General features: G+C 72.9%; 16 protein-coding genes. 6 read left to right on the forward strand and 10 right to left on the reverse strand.

The window, feature by feature from the left end; translation table 11 throughout:
• Window positions 1-79: 79 nt before the first annotated feature.
• The 4 genes from WMF27_RS28450 (at window position 80) to WMF27_RS28465 (ending at window position 5,342) form a co-directional block, all read left to right on the forward strand.
• Window positions 80-1,876 (forward strand): hypothetical protein, encoded by a 1,797-nt coding sequence (locus WMF27_RS28450; protein WP_437765727.1) that lies wholly within the window; start codon window positions 80-82, stop codon window positions 1,874-1,876.
• A 94-nt stretch (window positions 1,877-1,970) separates the two neighbouring features.
• The gene (locus tag WMF27_RS28455) at window positions 1,971-2,417 is read left to right on the forward strand and encodes an Rrf2 family transcriptional regulator (protein ID WP_437765726.1); all 447 of its coding nucleotides are present in this window, start codon (window positions 1,971-1,973) and stop codon (window positions 2,415-2,417) included.
• Window positions 2,418-2,641: 224 nt separating this feature from the next.
• Complete coding sequence (gene trxA / locus WMF27_RS28460) at window positions 2,642-2,965, forward strand: thioredoxin (RefSeq protein WP_437522675.1); 324 nt, start codon at window positions 2,642-2,644, stop codon at window positions 2,963-2,965.
• A gap of 403 nt (window positions 2,966-3,368) precedes the next feature.
• Entirely contained in the window at window positions 3,369-5,342 is a 1,974-nt protein-coding gene (locus WMF27_RS28465) for a serine/threonine protein kinase (protein WP_437765725.1), read from the forward strand.
• 6 nt (window positions 5,343-5,348) lie between these two features.
• On the opposite strand, the gene WMF27_RS28470 is transcribed toward WMF27_RS28465, so the two are convergent.
• The 9 genes from WMF27_RS28470 to WMF27_RS28510 all read right to left on the reverse strand — a co-directional run bounded on the left by WMF27_RS28470 (window position 5,349) and on the right by WMF27_RS28510 (window position 13,237).
• Window positions 5,349-6,683, reverse strand: coding sequence for a hypothetical protein (locus WMF27_RS28470; protein WP_437943145.1), 1,335 nt, complete (start codon window positions 6,681-6,683; stop codon window positions 5,349-5,351).
• Between the two features lie 70 nt (window positions 6,684-6,753).
• Complete coding sequence (gene sat, locus WMF27_RS28475; protein WP_437765723.1) at window positions 6,754-8,499, reverse strand: sulfate adenylyltransferase; 1,746 nt, start codon at window positions 8,497-8,499, stop codon at window positions 6,754-6,756.
• 125 nt (window positions 8,500-8,624) lie between these two features.
• On the reverse strand, window positions 8,625-9,197 hold the full coding sequence (locus WMF27_RS28480; RefSeq protein WP_012238380.1) for a Mov34/MPN/PAD-1 family protein: 573 nt from the start codon (window positions 9,195-9,197) through the stop codon (window positions 8,625-8,627).
• Window positions 9,191-10,141, reverse strand: a complete 951-nt coding sequence (locus WMF27_RS28485; protein WP_437943146.1) for a PLP-dependent cysteine synthase family protein — start codon at window positions 10,139-10,141, stop codon at window positions 9,191-9,193. The genes WMF27_RS28480 and WMF27_RS28485 overlap by 7 nt, the downstream gene beginning before the upstream one ends.
• Window positions 10,138-10,488, reverse strand: coding sequence for a hypothetical protein (locus WMF27_RS28490; protein ID WP_437943147.1), 351 nt, complete (start codon window positions 10,486-10,488; stop codon window positions 10,138-10,140). Before WMF27_RS28490 ends, WMF27_RS28485 begins: the two co-directional genes overlap by 4 nt.
• Window position 10,489: 1 nt before the next feature.
• Complete coding sequence (locus WMF27_RS28495; protein WP_012238383.1) at window positions 10,490-10,768, reverse strand: MoaD/ThiS family protein; 279 nt, start codon at window positions 10,766-10,768, stop codon at window positions 10,490-10,492.
• Window positions 10,761-11,699, reverse strand: coding sequence for a HesA/MoeB/ThiF family protein (locus WMF27_RS28500; protein WP_437943148.1), 939 nt, complete (start codon window positions 11,697-11,699; stop codon window positions 10,761-10,763). Before WMF27_RS28500 ends, WMF27_RS28495 begins: the two co-directional genes overlap by 8 nt.
• Window positions 11,696-12,748 carry a cysteine synthase A gene (gene cysK / locus WMF27_RS28505; RefSeq protein ID WP_437765719.1) on the reverse strand — a complete coding sequence of 351 codons (1,053 nt, stop codon included), beginning with the start codon at window positions 12,746-12,748 and terminating at the stop codon, window positions 11,696-11,698. The genes WMF27_RS28500 and cysK overlap by 4 nt, the downstream gene beginning before the upstream one ends.
• A 9-nt stretch (window positions 12,749-12,757) precedes the next feature.
• Window positions 12,758-13,237 carry an RrF2 family transcriptional regulator gene (locus WMF27_RS28510; RefSeq protein ID WP_437765718.1) on the reverse strand — a complete coding sequence of 160 codons (480 nt, stop codon included), beginning with the start codon at window positions 13,235-13,237 and terminating at the stop codon, window positions 12,758-12,760.
• A gap of 297 nt (window positions 13,238-13,534) precedes the next feature.
• Here WMF27_RS28510 and WMF27_RS28515 point away from each other — a divergent pair, with 297 nt between their 5' ends.
• A complete protein-coding gene (locus tag WMF27_RS28515; RefSeq protein WP_437765717.1) occupies window positions 13,535-15,223 on the forward strand; it encodes an acyl-CoA dehydrogenase family protein in 1,689 nt (562 codons plus the stop codon).
• Between the two features lie 509 nt (window positions 15,224-15,732).
• Window positions 15,733-16,539 (forward strand): helix-turn-helix domain-containing protein, encoded by an 807-nt coding sequence (locus WMF27_RS28520; protein ID WP_437740158.1) that lies wholly within the window; start codon window positions 15,733-15,735, stop codon window positions 16,537-16,539.
• A 40-nt stretch (window positions 16,540-16,579) separates the two neighbouring features.
• Here WMF27_RS28520 and WMF27_RS28525 read toward each other — a convergent pair whose 3' ends face one another.
• Window positions 16,580-18,262 (reverse strand): hypothetical protein, encoded by a 1,683-nt coding sequence (locus WMF27_RS28525; protein ID WP_437943149.1) that lies wholly within the window; start codon window positions 18,260-18,262, stop codon window positions 16,580-16,582.
• Window positions 18,263-18,331 lie beyond the last annotated feature (69 nt).

Genomic DNA, 18,331 nt, shown 5'->3' on the forward strand with positions numbered 1-18,331 from the left:
GCGCGCCCTGGATGCCGTACCCGCGCTGAAGTAGAACCTTCCCTCTCGATCGAGCGCCCGCCCCGACGAGCCCACGCCCTTGCGCCCCCGACATCCCGCGTCCCTTCCTTCGCCCGCGCCCCCGCCGACGCCCGCGCTGCGGCCTGCGCTCCCGGTCCTGCCGGCGCGCCGCCCGTCCGAGCCCGCCCGCGCTGCGGCTCCATCGCCCGGCCGCGCGGCCTGGGCGCTCGCGGCCTCGCTCGCCGTCCTGCCCGCCTGCGGCGCCGGGGCGATCGCCTCGCCCGGCGCGCGAGCGCCGGAGACGCTGCGCGCGCTGCCGGATCGCATCGACGGCAGCACCCTCCTCGGCGGGGACGCGCGGCGCGCAGCGCAGGCAGGCGCGAGCGCGCTCCGGGTGATCGGCGCGGACATGGCGTCCGACGGCGATCGGCTCGGCGCCTTCGTCGAGGTGCCCGCCGGCGAGTGCATGCTCGCGATGGCGCGGGTCTCGCCGACGATCAGCGACGTCGACCTGTTCGCCTTCGAGGACGACGGCAGCGCCTTCTCGACGGACGAGGCCGCCGACGCGCGCGCGTCCATCCTCGTCTGCCCGCCGCACCCGCGGCGGCTCTATGTCATGGCGCGCGTGATGTCGGGCGCCGGGGCGGTGAGCATCGGCGTGCAGAGCGTCCCGGTCAAGGCGGCCGACGCGGTCGCCCGCTCCGTCGGCGCGCGCGGCAGGTCCGGCGACGAGAGCGGGCGCCTCGAGTCGTGGCCCGGCCTGGAGGCGAAGATCAGGGCGCGCCGCGCCGCGGTCGGCGCGCGCTGGGACGACGTCCGGCGCGTCGCGCTGCCCGTCGGATCGAGGACCGCGACCCGGATCGGGGCCACCCTCGACGGCGGCCGCTGCCTCGACGTGCTCGTCTCCCCGAGCGACGAGGTCGCCTCGCTCGAGGTGGTCGCGGAGGACGAGACCGGCAGGGTCGTCGCGCGCGCGCGCGAGCGGGGCCAGGATCGCTCCCTGCTCCTCTGCTCGGCGGTCTCGGTCGAGCTCTCGATCGCGATCCGCTCGCGCGGCACGCAGGGCCTCGTGGCCGTGGTCGTGGGCCGCTCGCAGCCGGGCGCCGAGGCGGAGATCTCCGGCGCCACGCCGATCGAGCGCGTGACCGAGGGCCGCGACCTCGCCGAGGCGCGGGCGGACCACGCCCGCGCGCTCGCCGGCCGGGGCTACGGCGCGCCGCGCGTGTCGACCGGGGCCGCGCGGCTCGGCAGCCGGACGACGCTGCCGATCGAGCTGCCGGCCGGCTGCGCGCGGATCGACGTGCTGGCCGGCAAGCCGCTCGCGGGCGTGCTCGCGGAGCTCTGGAGCGAGGGCCACGCCCTCCTCGGCCGCGCCCGGGGCGGCGCGCGGGCGACGCTCTTCACCTGCGGCCGCGGCGGCCCCGCCCGCGTCGACGTCGAGTCGATGGCGCAGCCTGGCCCGTTCGCCGTGGAGGTCCGCAAGGAGCCCGAGGCCCCGCCGGCGCTCGTCGCCCATCCGCTCGCCGCCGCGAGGCTGCTCGGGCGCATGAGCGCCGCCGGCCCCGCCGACGCCGCGGGGGCGGCCGGCGCGCAGGCGGTGGCGCTCGACGCCGCGCGCCTCAAGATCCTCCCGCTCTCGATCCCGGCCAACACGTGCGCCGAGGTGATCGCGGCGCTCGACGCCGACGGCGCGGGCGTCGATCTGCGGCTCGTCGACACCTCGACGGGCGAGAGCTCGCTCGCCAGGGCGCGCCACGTCGTGTCCGACGGCCGCTGCGCCGGCCCGGCGGCCGTCCCCGCGTCGATCGAGCTGCGCCTCGCGCACGGCAAGGGCGACGCCCTCGTGCTGATCCGCACCTCGCCCAGGTCGCGCTGAGCGAGCAGGCGCCGAGGCGCGAGCGCTCGACCGCCCGCCGCGCCTTGACAGCGGAACCCCCCGAGCCCTCAGATAACGGCCGAGGGGCCGTTCGATGTCCTCGGGTCGCTTCGCCATCGCCACGCACGCCCTCGCGCTGCTCGCCCAGTCCGACGAGAGCTGCGCGAGCGACGCGCTGTCGGCGAGCATCAACACGAACCCGGCCTTCCTGCGGCGCATCCTCGCGCGGCTATCGCAGGCCGGGCTCATCGAGGCGCGGGAGGGCCGCTCGGGCGGCTATCGCCTGGCGAGGCCGGCGAAGAAGATCCGGCTGAGCGAGGTGTACGCCGCCGTCGAGCCGGACGGCGCCATCGCGCCGAGCCCGTGCGAGCCGAACGCGAGGTGCCCGATCGGGTCGGGGATCCAGCGGGCGTTCGATGAGGTCGCGGAGGCGGCCAACGCAGGGCTGCTGCGCGGCCTCGCGCAGAAGACCGTCGCGGACATCGCGCTCCGGGCGCAGCACCTCGGCCGCCCGGCGCCTGCGCCGGTCAAGGCCGGCTGATCGCTCGGGCGCCTGGCCGCGCGGCGGCGCCGCACCCGGCCTCCTGCTCGGGACACACGCGAGGCCGCCATCCCTGCGGGCGGCCGGGCCGCTCCCCTGGCAGAAACTGAAACCGTGCCTATAACAGTTGGAGCGAGCGAGGCCGTCGAGGATCAGGCCGGCATCGGGCCGGCGCATCGCGGCCAGGGCCCGCTCAATCCCGAGAAAACCGAAAGGACAGCGCCATGGGCAGCAGCAATGTCATCGAAGTCAACGACCTGAATTTCGCGCAGGAGGTCCTGCAGACGGACACGCCGGTGCTCGTGGACTTCTCGGCATCCTGGTGCGCCCCCTGCAAGCGGCTCGCGCCGATCGTCGATGAGATCGCCGCCGAGACGGCGGGCCAGGTCAAGGTGGTCAAGCTCGACGTCGACGCGTCGCCCGAGGCCGCGCAGCGCTTCGGCATCCGCGGCTTGCCGACGGTGGTCGCCTTCCAGAAGGGCGAGCCCGTCGGGCGGCACGTCGGCCTCACGAACAAGAAGACGCTGCTCGCGCTCCTCGGACGTTGAGCGCGCAGAGCACCTCGAGCACCTCGAGCCTCCGCCGGCGATCGCCCGCGCCGTGACGTGCCCCACATCGCGCCCCCTGCGCGACGGAGACGCCACCACAGCGCGCGCCAGGGCCGCTGGGCACCTGACATCGACCTTCATTTTGCGAGCGGCTCCCGCCTTCACCCCGACCGCACGGGATGTGCGCGGCCCGCGGCCGTCGCATTGCGCGTCGGCCGTCTTCTACGGACGCAGCATCCCGTTGACATGACCACCCGATACGAGATTTTCTCGTCCAAGGAAGCCCAGCACTCCGCAACGCCGCTCGCTGCCGTCCGTCGGGACGGTCGAGGGTCGCCACGCGGAGGCCTGCCGATGTGGGTATTTTTGGCACGGCGCGACCGAGCCTGGCTTCCCGGACGCCATGGCCCTGTTCGACGACGACTTCGAGACGCTCGAGCAGCTCCCCGAGATGCGAAAATCTCGCGGGAAGGGCGGAGATTCGCACGGCCAGAGCCCCACCCCCGTGAGCCTCGGCCGCGCCCGCGCGGAGCTCACGGATCTGTCCAGCGACGGCCCCCGCTACGAGATGCGGTCGCTGCTCGGCGTCGGGGGGATGGGCGAGGTCCACTTCTGCAGGGACCGCCGCATCGGCCGCGACGTGGCCATGAAGGTCATCCGCGCCGAGCACCAGGGCGACACGACGCTGCGCCACCGGTTCCTCCGCGAGGCCCGGGTGCAGGGCCAGCTCGAGCACCCGTCGATCGTGCCGGTCTACGACCTCGGCGTGGACAGCAAGGGCTCGGCGTACTTCACGATGAAGCGCCTCCGGGGCCTCACGCTGGCGAGGATCCTGAACGAGCTCCGCGAGGGCGACGCGGCGGCGCTCCAGAGCTTCTCGCGCCGCAGGCTGCTCACCGCGTTCTCGTCGGTCTGCATCGCCGTCGACTTCGCGCACTCGCGCGGCGTGCTCCACCGCGACCTCAAGCCCGCCAACATCATGCTCGGCGACTTCGGCGAGGTGTACCTGCTCGACTGGGGCGTCGCGAAGCTCGTCGACACGCCGCTCCAGACGATCGACATGGGCGAAGATCCCATGAGCACGCGGACCATCCCGGGCGACGTGCTCGGGACCCTCGGGTACATGTCGCCGGAGCAGGCGCAAGGGTGCGTCGACACGCTCGACGTGCGCAGCGACATCTACTCGCTCGGCGCGATCCTCTTCGAGCTCCTCACGCTCAAGCCGCTGCACCCGAAGAAGGACCGCACCGAGATGCTCGACTCGCTCATCCACGGCGCCGACGCGCGGGCGTCGGTGCGCGCGCCCGAGCGCGAGGTGCCGCCGGAGCTCGACGCGATCTGCGTGACGGCGACGCGGCGCGAGCCCTCCGAGCGCTACCCGTCCGCCCGCGCGCTCTACGAGGCGGTCGAGCGGTTCCTCGACGGCGACAAGGACGTGGAGCTCCGCCGCGACCTCGCGGCGCGGCACGCGGGGCTGGCCGAGGAGCGCGTGACGGAGGCGCTCGCCGGCGGCAAGGAAGCCGAGGGCGCGCGGAAGGCGCTGCTCAGCGAGGTCGGCCAGGCGCTCGCCTTCGATCCGTCCAACGAGCGCGCCCTGGAGACGCTCCGGCGCGTCCTGACCGAGCCGCCGCGCGAGATGCCGGCGGAGGTGCTCGCCGAGCTGGACGCGGCCGCGGCGGCGCGGCACCGGCTGCAGCTGCGCGCGGGCATGCGCGCCGAGCTGCTCGCGACGGCGATCGCGACGATGGTCGCCGCCGTGTGGCTGGGCATCCGGGAGTGGCAGGTCTTCGCCTTCATCCTGGGCTTCACCGCCCTGGCGGCGCTGATGAAGTTCCTCGCCGCGCGCGTCGTCCACCGCCCGTCCGCGGAGTGGTACGCCTACGCCGGCTTCGTCTTCAACGTGCTCAGCTTCCTGTGCATCGGGCGCGGCTTCGGCCCGCTGCTCTTCATGCCGATGCTGCTCGTCATCCTCACGTACGGCAACTCGTTCACGTACCGGACCGTCTACCGGGTCGCCGTCGTCGCGACCAGCTGCGTCGCGGTGCTGGCCGCCGCGTGGATCGAGTACTCGGGCGTCCTGCCCCGCTCGTACGAGTTCGCGGGCGGCGCGATGGTCATCCTGCCCCAGGCCGTCGAGCACTCGAAGATCGCGACGATGACGGCGCTGACGCTGACGACCCTGTTCATGCTGGTCGTGCCGGCGTTCATGATGGGCCAGCACCAGCACGCGCTGCGCGCCGCGGAGCGACGCGCGTTCCTGCAGGCCTGGCAGCTCCGCCAGCTGCTGCCGGAGCGGGCCCAGCCCGGCGCCGCGGCCAGCCCAGGCCTGGAGCAGGCCTCGCGCCGCCGCCCGAGGCGCCCCCACGCCGCGGAGTGAGCGGGGTCAGTCCATCGGCCAGACCGCGACGACCCAGACCGGCGAGCCGCCGCGCGCGGACACGCGGAGGGCGGCGCTCTCCTCGATCTCGGAGCAGAACGCCACGCCGGCGCTCTCGCCGTTCTCGCCGGCGTCGTCGCGCCCGGCGCGGTCGCCGAGCTCGACGGAGATCCGGAGCGCGCGCAGCTCGCCCCGGGCCAGCGCCGCCGCCGCGAAGTAGCAGCGGCCCGGCTCGACCTGGACCGGGACGAGCGTGTCGCCCTGCGCGCCGATCGCCTCGGCGATCGCCTGCGTGCGCGGCGCGGGCGCGTGGCGGCGGTGCAGCGCGGCGGCCAGGTTGCCCCGCGCGCGCGCGCCGAAGTGCCCCGGCACGAACGCCGACATCGGCCACTGCGCGTCGGACAGCACGACCTTCACCGGCCCCGCGGCCCCGAGGAAAGGCACCTCGACGACCCCCTGCTCGCCCAGACAGAAATCGAGCCGCGCGTCGGGCGCGTCGGACCTGTCGCGATCGAGCAGCCTGCCCGTGGTCCCCTCGCGCGCCTCGGCGTCGAGGTCGGTCGCGCGGCGCAACGTGGCGCTCGGCACCTCGGCCATCAGGTCGAGGCGGTGGCAGCCCTCGGGGAGCTTGACCGAGAATTGCCCCGTCCCGATCGACGAGGCGCGCATGTCGGTCGGAGCGACGCGCGGCGCCCCTTCCGCGAGCGCGCGCCGCGCGGCCCGCGCGACCCGGGCGTCGAGCGGCCCCGGCTCGGAGGGCCGCCCGGGGTCGCCGCGGGGCGCGACGGGCCCGGACGCGCGCTCCGGCAGGATGGCCTCGACGCGCTCCAGCGGGCCGCTCGACGCGGCGACGACGACGTCGAACGCGCTGCGCGTCGACAGCACCTCGATCGCCACGCGGCGCAGCCCCTCGCGCTCGGCTCCGCACCGCGTGATGGCCGCGACCCCGGCGGCGCTCTGGACGCGGCGGTCGCCCTCGGGCTCCGCGCCGCGCAGCTGTTGGAGGAGGCCCTCGAGGGCGGGGACGCCGCCCGACGGCCCCTCGGGAGAGAGCGTGAACTCCGCCGTGCGCGGCGCGAGGAACGCGGCGGTGAGGCACTCGTCCGCCGCCGCGCCGGCCGCGCCGGCCGCGCCGGCGGGCGGATCGACCGCCACGACCCGGGCGCGGCCGTGCTCGAGGAAGATGGGGGGGAGGCGCGCGACGCGCGCGCCCGAGAGCGACCACATCCGCGCGACGCGCGCGGCGTCGTCGCTGAGATCCGCGCGCGCCGGCGTCCCCGCGGAGACGCCGGCGAGCGCGGCGAGGAGCGAGAGGGCCGCGGCGCGCGCCGCGTGAGCCACGCGCGCCACGTCTGATACCGCGCGGCCCCGCTCGACGGCGCCGCCCGCCGCGGCCCTCAGGCGCCCAGGGCTACGACGACTTGCGCATCGACTCGATGAGGATGCGCGCGACCTCCGGACGGGAGAACTCCGGCGGCGGCAGCTCGCCGCGCTGGAGCAGCTCGCGCACCTTCGTCCCGGACAGGTTGACCTGCGTCGACGCGTCGCCAGGCGCCGTCTTCGCCGTGGCCATCGCGCCGACCACCGTCGAGTAGAACGCGTTCTCGAAGTTGAGCGTGGTGATGCCGAGCTCTCCGGGGCTGAAGGCATTGAAGATCTCCTGCGCGTCGTACGTGCCGTAGTAGCTGCCGACGCCGGCGTGATCGCGCCCCACGATGAAGTGGGAGCAGCCGTAGTTCTTGCGCGCCAGCGCGTGGAAGATCGCCTCGCGCGGCCCCGCGTAGCGCATCGCCGCCGGGTAGATCGAGAGGAGCACGCGGTCCTTCACATAGTACTTCGCGATGAGCTCCTCGTAGCAACGCATCCGCACGTGCGCCGGGATGTCGTCCGACTTGGTCGCGCCGACGAGCGGGTGGATCATCAGGCCGTCGCAGATCTCCAGCGCCGTCTTGGTGATGAACTCGTGCGCCCTGTGGATCGGGTTCCGCGTCTGGAACCCGACGATGCGGCGCCAGCCCTTCTCGGCGAAGTACGCCCGCGTCGTCGCCGGGCCCCGGTCGTACGCCGGGAACGCCGAGTCGACGGGCCGCTCCAGCACGCGGATCTCGCCGCCGACGTACACCGGGCCCGTGCTCATCAGGTACGCGACGCCCGGGTGCTTCGTCTCGGTCGTCCGGAACACCTCCTGCGCCTCGATCTCCTTGCTCGGCCGCCACTTGTCGCTCAGCTCGATGACCGCGACGATGCGGCCGTCGCGCGCGCGGAGCGCCGCCTCGGAGCCCACGCGGAGCCCCTCGGCCGCCTGCTCGGAGACGGCGAGCGTGATCGGCATCGACCACGGCAGGCCGCTCTCGAGGCGCATCTCACGCACGACGCGCAGGTAGTCCTTCGAGTTCATGAAGCCGCGCAGCGGCGAGAACGCCCCGATCGCGATCATCTCGACGTCGCTCTCGGTCCGCTCGTCGAGCTCGATGACCGGCAACCCCTTCGCCCGCTCCGCGAGCGAAGCCTTCGCCGCGCCCTCGACCCACCGGTTCACGAGCTCGCCGCCGTGCGGCGGGATGAGCCCGCGCGCGCCGCCCGCGGCCGCCCCCGCAGCGGCCGCGCCGGACACGGCGACCGCGGCGCCGCGGCGCGGGACGTAGCCGAGCTCCTCGAGCTTGGCGAGGATCTTGGCGAGGCTCTCCTCCTTCGTCTCCTTGCCGGTGTCGACGAGCACCTCGGGGCTCTCGGGCGCCTCGTACGGGTCGTCGATGCCCGTGAAGTTCTTGATCTCGCCCGCGAGCGCCTTCTTGTAGAGCCCCTTCGCGTCGCGCTCGGCGAGCACGGGGATCTCGCAGGAGCAGAACACCTCGACGAAATGGGGGATCTGGGCCCGCTGCTCGTCGCGGATCGCCTTGTACGGGCTGATGGCGGCCGTCATCGCGCACGCGCCCGACCGGGCGATGAGCTTCGCCACGTATCCGATTCGCCGGATGTTCGTATCGCGGTCCTCCTTCGAGAACCCGAGGCCCTTCGAGAGGTTGGTGCGCACCTCGTCGCCGTCGAGCACCTCCACGTGGACGGAGCGGGCGCGGAGCTCGGCCGAGAGCATCGCCGCGAGCGTGCTCTTGCCGGCGCCGCTCAAACCGGTGAACCAGACAACAAAACCTGACATTTAGGCAACTCCTTGATCAAGTGACGACTACGGACTCGGCCGCTCCGGGCCTCGGGTGCAGACCCCTCAACGAGCGGAGGAGGGCTGCGCGAGAGCGCGTCGACGCGCGCCCCGGCGCGATGAGCTCAATCGACGACGGAGAACGTCGACGCGACGAACGCGGCGCCGTCCCACACGAAGAGGCGGTGCTCGGCGATGCGGGGCGCCTCCTCCGGGCGCCCTTCGCCGGAGCCGCCGCGCACGCTCGTGACGAGGAACGCGAGCGGGAACGCCGGCCCGGGCCCCAGCACGATCTGGCCGCCTTCCTCGGCCGGCGGCTCGCCGCCGCTCATCATGGCGGCGTCCGTCGGGCTGAAGTAAGCGCCGGCGTCGAGGTGCGAGTGGTAGAGCACCTTCACCGGGCGCCCCGCCGAGGCGCCCTTCTCGACGGCGTCGGAGAAGCGCTTGCCGTTGAAATCGAAGAACGTCCGCGCCGTCCGGAAGTACCGCTCCGGGTCGATGGCGTGGAGCTTGTTCGCGATGTTGTCCATCCGGACGTGCTCGTCGCAGAGCAGCGGCTCGTCCGCGGGCCCCTTCAGGTACCCGCAGGCCTCCTCGTCGCGCGCGTAGCCCGCGAGCGCCTCGTCCTCGACCGCCTTGAGCACGCTCGCCTTGAGGACGACCCCGCCGGCGGTCCACGGCTGTGGAGACATCACCATACGTAACGCTTCTCCCATTTCATGGGCGCAAAATAGCGGTCGCCCCGGTCCGGGACAATCGCCACGACGCACCCTCCTTGCTGTTCGCGGTGCAGGCGCTTCGCCACCTCGAAGGCCGCGAAGACGGCCGCGCCGCCCGAGTGCCCCACGTGCAGCGCCTCCTCGCGCGCGAGGCGATCGGACATGTCCCAGCCGTCCTCCGTCGCGATGCGCATCGTCTCGTGGTACGCGCCCTCGTCGTGGATGGCGGGCACGAGCGAGCTCGGCAGGTGCTTGAGCCCCTCGAGCCCGTGGAGCGCCTCCGTGGGCTCCACGGCGATGCAGCGGATCGGGCGGTGGTGCTCGCGCAGCCGCCGGCTCGTCCCGACGATGGTGCCGCTCGTGCCGATGCCGGCCACGAAGTGCGTGATCCTGTCGCCGACCGCCTCCAGGATCTCGCACGCCGTGCCGTGGTAGTGGGCGAGCGGGTTGTCCTCGTTCGAGTACTGATCCGGGTAGAAGTAGCGCTCCGGATCCTTCTCGACCAGCGAGCGCACGAGGCGGATCGCGCCGTCGGAGCCCTCCATCGGGTCGCTGAAGATGAGCTCCGTGCCGAACGCGCGCGCGATGTCCTTGCGCGCCTTCGACACGTTCGACGGCATGACGAGCGCCACCTTGAAGCCCATCGCCGCGCCGAAGAGCGAGTAGGCGACCCCGGTGTTGCCGCTCGTCGAGTCGATGAGCGTCTTCTGGCTGGTGAGGCGCCCGTCCGCGGCGGCGCGGGTCATCATCCGCAGCGCGGCGCGATCCTTCACCGAGCCGCCGGGGTTCGCGAACTCGAGCTTGGCGTAGACCTCGACCGACGGCGTGTCGCGGCCGACGCGCGAGAGGCGCAGGAGCGGCGTGTCGCCCACGGCCTCGACGACCGAACCCAGGCGGCGGGAGCGGACGAGCGAGCGCCTCATGACGGATCGACCTCCCCCGCGCTCCCCTGCCCCGCGCTCCCGGCGGCGCTGCCCAGCGCCAGCGCGGCGCGCATCTCGGCGAGCGCCGCGCGCGCGCCGGCGAGCACGGCGCGCGCGGCGGGCGAGGCGACGAGGTCCGCGGGCGCGAGCGCGGCGAGGTCGATCGCGCCGTCCGCGAGCGCGCGGAAGCCGGCGCCGCGCGCGTAGCGCTCCGCCACCTCGTGCGCGAGCGGCGGCGCGTCGCTGCCGCCGCCGAGCACGCGCGCCGTCGCCGCCCCGAGCCTCGCCTGTCCCTCTGGACCGATCTCCGCGAGCAACACCTGGCGGAGATAGCGCGGGTCGTCCACCTCAGCCCCCGGCGATCGCGGGCACGATCGCCACCTGGTCACCGCCCTTCACGGGCGTCTTCAGCCCGTCGAGGAAGCGGATGTCCTCGTCGCCCACGAAGATGTTCACGAAGCGCCGCACGCCCTTCTCGTCGAGGAGTCGGTCGCGGATGCCGGGGTAGCTCTTCTCGAGGTTCTCGATCAGCTCGCCGACGGTGCCGCCGGCGGCTTTGACCTCGTCCTGCCCTCCGGTGAGCGTGCGGAGCGGGGTCGGGATGCGGACGGTCGCGGTATCAGCCATGGTCTTGCTCTCCAGTCTTGAGGTGGGTCGAGGATCCGCTCTCGCGGTCGTTTTCAGTTTCAACGTGGGTCGGTGATCCGCTCTCGCGGTCCCCTTCAACGTGGGTCGGTGATCCGCTCTCGCGGTCCCCTTCAACGTGGGTCGGGGATCCGCTCTCGCGGTCGTTTTCAACTTCAACGTGGGTCGAGGATCCGCTCTCGGCCGCGCACGCGACGACGTAGCGGGACGCGTCGATCGTCGCGATCGCGGCGCGCGATCCGCACAGGTCGCAGGCGGGCCGCGCGGAGACAGGGACGCTGCGGAGCGTGTCCGTGCGGCCGTCGAACGTCGCGATCCGGCCGAAGATCGACGCGTCGCCCGCGAGGATCGCCAGCGCGCGATCCGCCGCGATCGCGCCGGCCACGCCGCACACCGGGCCAGCCACCCCGGCCGTGGCGCAATCCGGCGCGTCCCCGGTCGGCAGGTCCTCGAACAGACAACGGTAGCAGGGCGCCCCCTCCCCCGCGACCGCCATCACCGTCGCGCGCCAGCGGATCGCGGCGGCATGGACCACCGGCGTCCTCGTGAGGCGGCACACGTCGGCGATCAGGAACCGCGACGCGAAGTTGTCGGTCGCGTCGACCACCACGGAGACGCCCGGCATCAGCCCCGCCGCCGCGCTCGGCGTGAACCGGCCGTAACGGCGGTCGATGCGGAGCCCGGGGAAGCGGCGGCGCAGCGCCTCCGCGAACGCATCGAGCTTCGGCCGCCCGACGTCGTCGTCGTCGAACAGGATCTGACGATGCAGGTTCGTCAGCTCGACCTGGTCGTCGTCCGCGACCCGGAGCTCCCGCACCCCGGCGGCGGCGAGCGCGAGCGCGGCGGGCGCGGCGATCCCCCCCGCCCCGACGAGGAGGACGCACCCGCGGATCGCCTCGCCGCCGCCGCTCATCGGAAATACTCGTCCAGGCTGAAGTAGCGCTCGCCGGTGTCGCAGAGGACGGTCACGACGTTGGCGTCGGGGCCGAGCTCGCGGGCGACGTCGAGCGCGACGCGCACCGCCGCGCCAGCGCTGATGCCGACGAGCAGCCCCTCCTGCCGGGCCAGCGCCGCCTTCACCTCGTACGCGGCGCGATCGCTGACCGTCCGCACCTCGTCCACCACGCCCGGATCGTAGTTCGCGGGGACGAACCCGGCGGCGAGCCCCTGGATCTTGGTGGGCCCGCGCTCGCCGCGCGAGATCGTCGCGCACGACTCGGGCTCGACCGCGATGACGCGCGTCGCCGCGCGCATCCGCTTGAGCACCCGCCCGACGCCGCTCACCGACCCGCCCGTCCCCACGCCGGCGACGAAGGCGTCGATCGTCAGCGACCGCCGGGGACCGGGCCGCCCCGGCGCGTCGAGGCCGGCCATCGCGTGCAGGATCTCCCGCGCGGTCGTCTCCGCGTGGACGCGCGGGTTGTCGGGGTTGTCGAACTGGCTGAGGATGAGCGCCCCCGGGATGTCCGCCGCGAGCTCGCGCGCCCGGGCGATGGCCCCCTCCATCTGCAGCTCGGGCTCGGTCAGGACGACCTCCGCGCCGTAGGCCTCGAGCAGCTGGCGCCGCTCCAGGCTCATGCTCGCCGGCATCGTCAGGATGCAGCGGTACCCCTTCGCCGCGCACACGATCGCGAGCCCGATCCCGGTGTTCCCCGACGTGGGCTCGATGACCACGCCGCCCGCGCCGAGCAGCCCGCGCGCCTCGGCGCCCTCGATCATCGCCAGGCAGATCCGGTCCTTCAGCGAGCCGCCCGGGTTCTGCTGCTCGGCCTTCCCGAAGACGCGCCCCCGGGGCGTCGCCGCGTCGACGCGGCAGATCTCGAAGAGCGGCGTGTCGCCCACGAGGTCGAGGAGGCTGTCGACGACGAGCGGGTGCGACGGGAGCGGCGGGAGCTGCGCTGCGCCCTCCGCGGGTGTGCGGGGGGCGCCGGTGGATTGTGCGGATCGTTCGGGGCTGCTCATGGTGTCGGCTCAGATCACGTAGGTCGAGCGCTCCGGCCGCCCCTTGCGGCGCACGCCGAGCTCGACGCCGCGCTCGCAGACGTCGGCGATCGACACCGAGTCGAAGCAGCGCTCGATCGCGAGCGCCAGATCGTGGAACACGGCCGTGGGCGGGTCGAGCGGCGAGCTCTCCGGCCTGCCGTCGTCATCCGGCGCGAGCACGGCGACCGGCCCCTCCAGGGCGCGGACGATGTCGCCCAGGCTGATCTCGCTCGCGGGCCGCGCGAGGTGGTAGCCGCCGCGCGGCCCCCGCTTCGAGCTGATGAGCCCGGCCTTCTTCAGGTCCTGGAAGATCTGCTCCAGGAAGCGCGCGGGGATGAGCTCGCGCTCGGAGATCTCGCGGATCTGGGTCGGCCGCCCGTCGTTGTGGAATGCGATATCGAACAATGCGCGCACACCGTAGCGACCCTTGTTCGAGAGCTTCACCGCCAGCCATATGCATTGGTACATCGGAGAAGTCAAGAACTGCACATTCAGCGACTTACGCTTCTTTCCGTGCGACACAGCACCCGAACAGCGCACAAAAACCGGGGGGCGCGGCGAAATTACCAGCAGAGGTTCACCGTTCGCTGCGCTGGCGCGACGCAGCCTCCGGCTTCCTGTTGAACCGGGTGGGACGGGTTCAGTAGCTTCGAGCTCTATCGAGGCTGCGAGTCGCCGCGCGTGCACGGAGGGGCGCGCGGAACGTGATCGGCGCGCGGGCGTCGCACGGTTCGGGTTGCGGCGCACCAACCTAGGAGTCGGCCGGTGGCTTTCTATCAAGACCCCCCCACACTCGGGAACCAGTACGACGACGACCGCGTGCTGCGGTCCTATCTCGCGCGGGCCCTGCCGCGCGAGGTGGTCGCGTCGATAACGCCTTCTCTGCGGGAGATGGGCGAGCTCGCCGGCGGCCGCCTGTACCAGCTGCAGCTCGCCGATCGCGCGAACGAGCCGAAGCTCACGTCGTGGGACGCCTGGGGAAGGCGCGTCGACCACGTCGAGGTGACCGAGCTCTGGAAGGAGGCGGCCCGGATCGCGTGCGAGCGGGGGGTCGTCGCGACGGCCTACGAGCGGGCGCACGGCGCGTTCTCGCGCGTCCATCAGTTCGCGCTCGCGTACCTCTTCGACGCGTCGAGCGACGTGTACACGTGCCCGCTCGCGATGACCGACGGCGCCGCGCGGGCGCTCCTCGCGAGCGACAACCGCGCGCTCATCGACCGCGCGGTGCCCCGGCTCACAAGCCGCGACCCCGCCGCCGCGTGGACCTCGGGCCAGTGGATGACCGAGCGCACCGGCGGCTCGGACGTGGGGCGGAGCGAGACGGCGGCGCGCCTCGGCCCCGACGGGGCCTACCGGCTCCACGGGACGAAGTGGTTCGCCTCGGCCACCACGTCGGAGATGGCGCTCACGCTCGCGCGCCCCGAGGGCAACCCGGAGGGCAGCCGCGGGCTCGCGCTCTTCTACGTGGAGCTCGCGGGCGAGGCGGGGCGCCGCGAGGGCGTGCTGATCAACCGGCTGAAGGACAAGCTCGGCACCCGCAAGGTGCCGACCGCCGAGCTCACGCTCGACGGCGTCCTCGCCACGCCGGTGGCGGGCCTGTCGAACGGCGTCCGGGCGATCGCGCCGATGCTCAACGTGACGCGCACCTGGAACGCGATCGGCGCCATCGCCGGGATGCGCCGGGGGCTCGCGCTGGCGCGCTCGTACGCCCAGAGCCGGGTCCAGTTCGGCACGACGCTGGCGGAGAAGCCGCTGCACATGGACACGCTCGCCGAGCTCCAGGCCGAGTTCGAGGGCGCCTTCCACCTGACCTTCCGCGCGATCGAGCTGCTCGGGCGCGAGGAGACGGGCTCGCTCACCGACTCGGAGGCGAAGCTGCTGCGGCTGATCATCCCGCTCGCGAAGCTCACGACCGCCAAGCAGGCGGTGTCGGTGCTGAGCGAGGTGCTCGAGGCGTTCGGCGGGGCCGGCTACGTCGAGGACACGGGGCTGCCGCGCCTGCTCCGGGACGCGCAGGTCCTCACGATCTGGGAGGGCACGACGAACGTGCTCGCCCTCGACGCGCTGCGGGTGATCCTGAAGGACGGCTCGCTCGACATCCTCGCGGCCGAGGTGGCGCGCCTCCTGACCGGCGTGGTCGAGCCGAAGCTCGCCGAGGCCGAGACGTCCGCGTCGCGCGCGGTGTCCCACGCCCGCGCGTGGATCAAGGAGATGGCCGCCGCCGATCGCCCCGGCCTCGAGGCGGGCGCCCGCCGGGTCGCGATCACCCTGGGCCGGGCGCTGCAGCTCGCCCTGCTGGTGCGGCACGCCGCGTGGGCCATCGACCGCGAGCGCAGCCGGACCGCGCTGGCCGCCGCCATCCAGTTCGAGCGCAACGGCGTCGACTGCATCCGGGACCACGATCGCGACACGATCGAGGCCCTCGCCGAGACGCGACAGCGGCCCGATACCTGAACAAAAGGTGGGGCCTACCCACTGAACAAATCCCTCCGGCAACCCGGGCGCGGCGACTGCGCGAGGCGCGCCTGGCAACGCGATCCGCGCCCGTCCGCGACCCTCGACGATTTTTTCGTGGTCGCGCCGCGTTCTGATCATACAGAATTAATGTTTGATTTCGAACGGTTGTGAACGCGCGACCGTCCTGGAAGCGGACGGTATTTGTCCTAGCGGCGTGCGAAGGCACTAGACGGGACAACCTGAACGGGCTTACAGTAATACGTAGCTGCGGCGCTGAACGCGTGCCCGACGCGGGCGACGTGCGGGCGGGCCCGTCCATCGAGGCGGGCTCCGCCGGCGCGGCGTCCCCGGGGTGAGATCCGCCTGCGCGCGCCTCCGGCGCGTGCGTGGGACTTCGTCCGCCTCCTGGACGGATCGGGCTCGCGTGGGGCCCGGGCACGTGTGCGGCGCGCGGCGTGGGCGAGCGCACACGACGAGCTGCGAGCCGCGAGCTGCGAAGAGGCGAGATGAAGACGCAATACACGCTGCTGTCCGGCGAGACGGTCGAGTTCCCGACGCCGGCGGGCGAGCTGGGCGCCTTTCTGTCCCGGGTCCTGGCGGCGGCCAGGGATCCGTCGGTGTCCGATGCAGAGCTGCTCGATCTCGTGCTCGGCCCGGAGAACCCGTTGCTGGACAGGACCGCCGTCGCCGGCCGGAGCGTCGCGACCGCGGACGTGTACCGCGACCCGGCCTTCCACGTGATGCTCGACTGCGTGGCGCGGAAGCGGCTGCCGCCCGATTCGGCGGTCGTCACGCCGCGGACGCGCTTCACGATGACGGTGCCGGACGCCGCGCACCAGCTCGGCATCTCGGAGAGCGCGGTGCGCCAGGCGATCTACGCGGGGCGGCTGCGCGCGAGCAAGGAAGGGGGCACCTACTACCTCGATCCGCACTCGGTGGCGGGCTACCGCGTGAGCAAGCGGGGGCCGCGGCGTCAGGACCAGATGGCGAAGGGACCGCCCGGCGCCACGCTCGACGCGCGCATCGGCTCGGGGCCGGACGCGAGCTTCCGGGTGAAGCACAGCCGCGACGACTTCGAGCTGTCGGAGAAGCGCGGCCCCGAGTGGACGGGGATGATCCCGGCGGGGTGGCGGCGGATCGCGGTGCTCGGCACGTCGAAGGACCGCTCGCGCTACTGGGAGATCGAGCCCGCCGAGGGCGAGAGCGTGCTGCACTTCGAGGGCTTCTACCTGCGCGGCGGCTTCCGCATCGTCGAGACCGTGAGCACGTCGCCGCGGGCTGTGGCGGCGTTCAAGGACTTCCAGCCGCGATGAGCGCGGGCAGGCGCTGCGAGCGCGCGGCGCGGGCGCCGGATCAGAAGCGGGCCTGGAAGCTCGTGCCGAGGCCGAAGAAGTCGGGGTTCACGAAGGTGCGGAGGGCCACGGTGCCCTCGGAGGGATCGCGCTCCATGAAGGTGCCGTTGTTGTCACGCACATATTGAGCCCACGCCACCGCGGAGAGGATCTCGCTGACATCCCACTTGAGGCTCGCGCGGGCCTGAAAGATCGGGGTGGCGGAGGCGTTGAAGGGGAGGATCGACACATTGCCCTGCTCTCGGACGACGGACGTGCGCGCGATCACCGCGCTCATGGCGTCGATGGACATCGTCCTGAACGCGGCGGGGAACTGCACGCCCACGCCGAGGCCGGGCGTGAGCCGCGCGGACGCGAGGTGGTAATCGGCCGCGAGCGCGAAGAACAGCTCGTCGGCCGTCGAGGTCTGGGCGGTCTTCGGGATCGTCTGGAAGGGGATGAAGCTCGGCTGGTTGCGCAGCACGAACGGCAGGTCGCGGTAGACGCCCGTGACGCTCGCGCGCGCAACCCCGGACTTGACGACCGCCTGGAGGGCGCCGGCGCGTGCCGGCTGGTGGGTGGTGGCGCCGGCAGACTCGAAGTCCTTGAGGTTCTGGAAGAGGTTCGTCGCCTCGAGGCTCACCGCCCATGTCGTCTTGCCCGGCGCGTACGTCTCGGGCTTGAAGAGGATCTGCGGCTTGTCGGGATCGTTGCGATAGAGGACGAAGTCGACCGACTGCGGGATGGGCTCGTCCCTGGCGTGCGCGACGATCCGGGCCGAGGCGCCGTAGGTGTAGACCGGGTCGCCGGCGACGTCGGGCCAGTCGAAGCGGCCCTGCTGGAAGTAGCCGGCGCCGAGGTCGACGTGAACGTGGGGGTGGAGATCGGCTTCCCCGCCAAGGAGAAAGCCGTAGTTGGTCTGAGCGATCGGGATCTCCCGGGTCTCGCTCGTACCGGGGGTGCGCACCTCCTGGACCTGGGTGAGGCTCGCGATCTTGAACCCCGCGTACACGCTGAACCGGTCGGCATCGAGCTGGACCTTCGCGCCGGGCGCGGCTCCGATGATGCGCGGGAAGATGGACTGGTTGGCAGAGGCGTTCGTCCCGCCCCACGAGATCTCGTAGAGATAGCCGAGGCGAAACCGGTCCGTGTCGATGGGCCAGAGCGTGACACCGACGCCGGTTTTCCCCTCTGCTCCGCCGCCTATGTGATAGAAGGCGCGAATGAACGTTCCGGCGTCGTAAAACGCCTGATTGACGTTGTTGTTGTTCCTCGACAGCGCGGCGAGGTCGATGCGCAGGACGAGCGAAGCCTCGGTGTCCAGCCGCTCGATGAACCCCGGCATCCTCTTGTAGAGCGCGAGGTGCGTCAGGTTCTCGCGCCCGCTGAAGCGGGAGTTGAGGTTGTCGTAGAAGAGCCGGTATTGCTTCCGATCGCCGACGCCGAGGTTGGGCGAGAGCGGCTGCGCCTGACCCGTGTCGTGGAGCAGGTCGTCGTCGCCGAGCGTCCACGTGAGGCGCGTGTCCATCGCGTCCCCCGCGCGGGCGGGCGGCTCCTCGGCCTCTTGCGGCACGTAGGGCTCGATCCGCGGGAGGGTGGGGACAGCGGGCGCGGGCGGCGGCTGCTGCTGGCCCAGCGCCGGCGGCGCGAGCGTGAACAGCAAGGCCGCGGAGGCAGCAGGGGCGAGGAGCGCGCTTCGGTGCATGGCGGGCGGTGGCTTTCCTGGGCCTGGGTGAACCGGCGGGCGCGGCGCGGCCGCGGCGGAGGCGAGGAG

The sequence above is a fragment of the Sorangium sp. So ce281 genome (assembly GCF_051527395.1).
Classification (GTDB): Bacteria; Myxococcota_A; Polyangia; order Polyangiales; family Polyangiaceae; genus Sorangium; species Sorangium cellulosum_B.

Coding starts and splice junctions, on each gene's coding strand:
- WMF27_RS28455 (WP_437765726.1), top strand. CDS start 1,971: ATGTCCTCGGGTCGCTTCGCCATCGCCACGCACGCCCTCGCGCTGCTC.
- trxA (WP_437522675.1), top strand. CDS start 2,642: ATGGGCAGCAGCAATGTCATCGAAGTCAACGACCTGAATTTCGCGCAG.
- WMF27_RS28465 (WP_437765725.1), top strand. CDS start 3,369: ATGGCCCTGTTCGACGACGACTTCGAGACGCTCGAGCAGCTCCCCGAG.
- sat (WP_437765723.1), bottom strand. CDS start 8,499: ATGTCAGGTTTTGTTGTCTGGTTCACCGGTTTGAGCGGCGCCGGCAAG.
- WMF27_RS28480 (WP_012238380.1), bottom strand. CDS start 9,197: ATGGTGATGTCTCCACAGCCGTGGACCGCCGGCGGGGTCGTCCTCAAG.
- WMF27_RS28485 (WP_437943146.1), bottom strand. CDS start 10,141: ATGAGGCGCTCGCTCGTCCGCTCCCGCCGCCTGGGTTCGGTCGTCGAG.
- WMF27_RS28495 (WP_012238383.1), bottom strand. CDS start 10,768: ATGGCTGATACCGCGACCGTCCGCATCCCGACCCCGCTCCGCACGCTC.
- WMF27_RS28500 (WP_437943148.1), bottom strand. CDS start 11,699: ATGAGCGGCGGCGGCGAGGCGATCCGCGGGTGCGTCCTCCTCGTCGGG.
- cysK (WP_437765719.1), bottom strand. CDS start 12,748: ATGAGCAGCCCCGAACGATCCGCACAATCCACCGGCGCCCCCCGCACA.
- WMF27_RS28510 (WP_437765718.1), bottom strand. CDS start 13,237: ATGTACCAATGCATATGGCTGGCGGTGAAGCTCTCGAACAAGGGTCGC.
- WMF27_RS28520 (WP_437740158.1), top strand. CDS start 15,733: ATGAAGACGCAATACACGCTGCTGTCCGGCGAGACGGTCGAGTTCCCG.
- WMF27_RS28525 (WP_437943149.1), bottom strand. CDS start 18,262: ATGCACCGAAGCGCGCTCCTCGCCCCTGCTGCCTCCGCGGCCTTGCTG.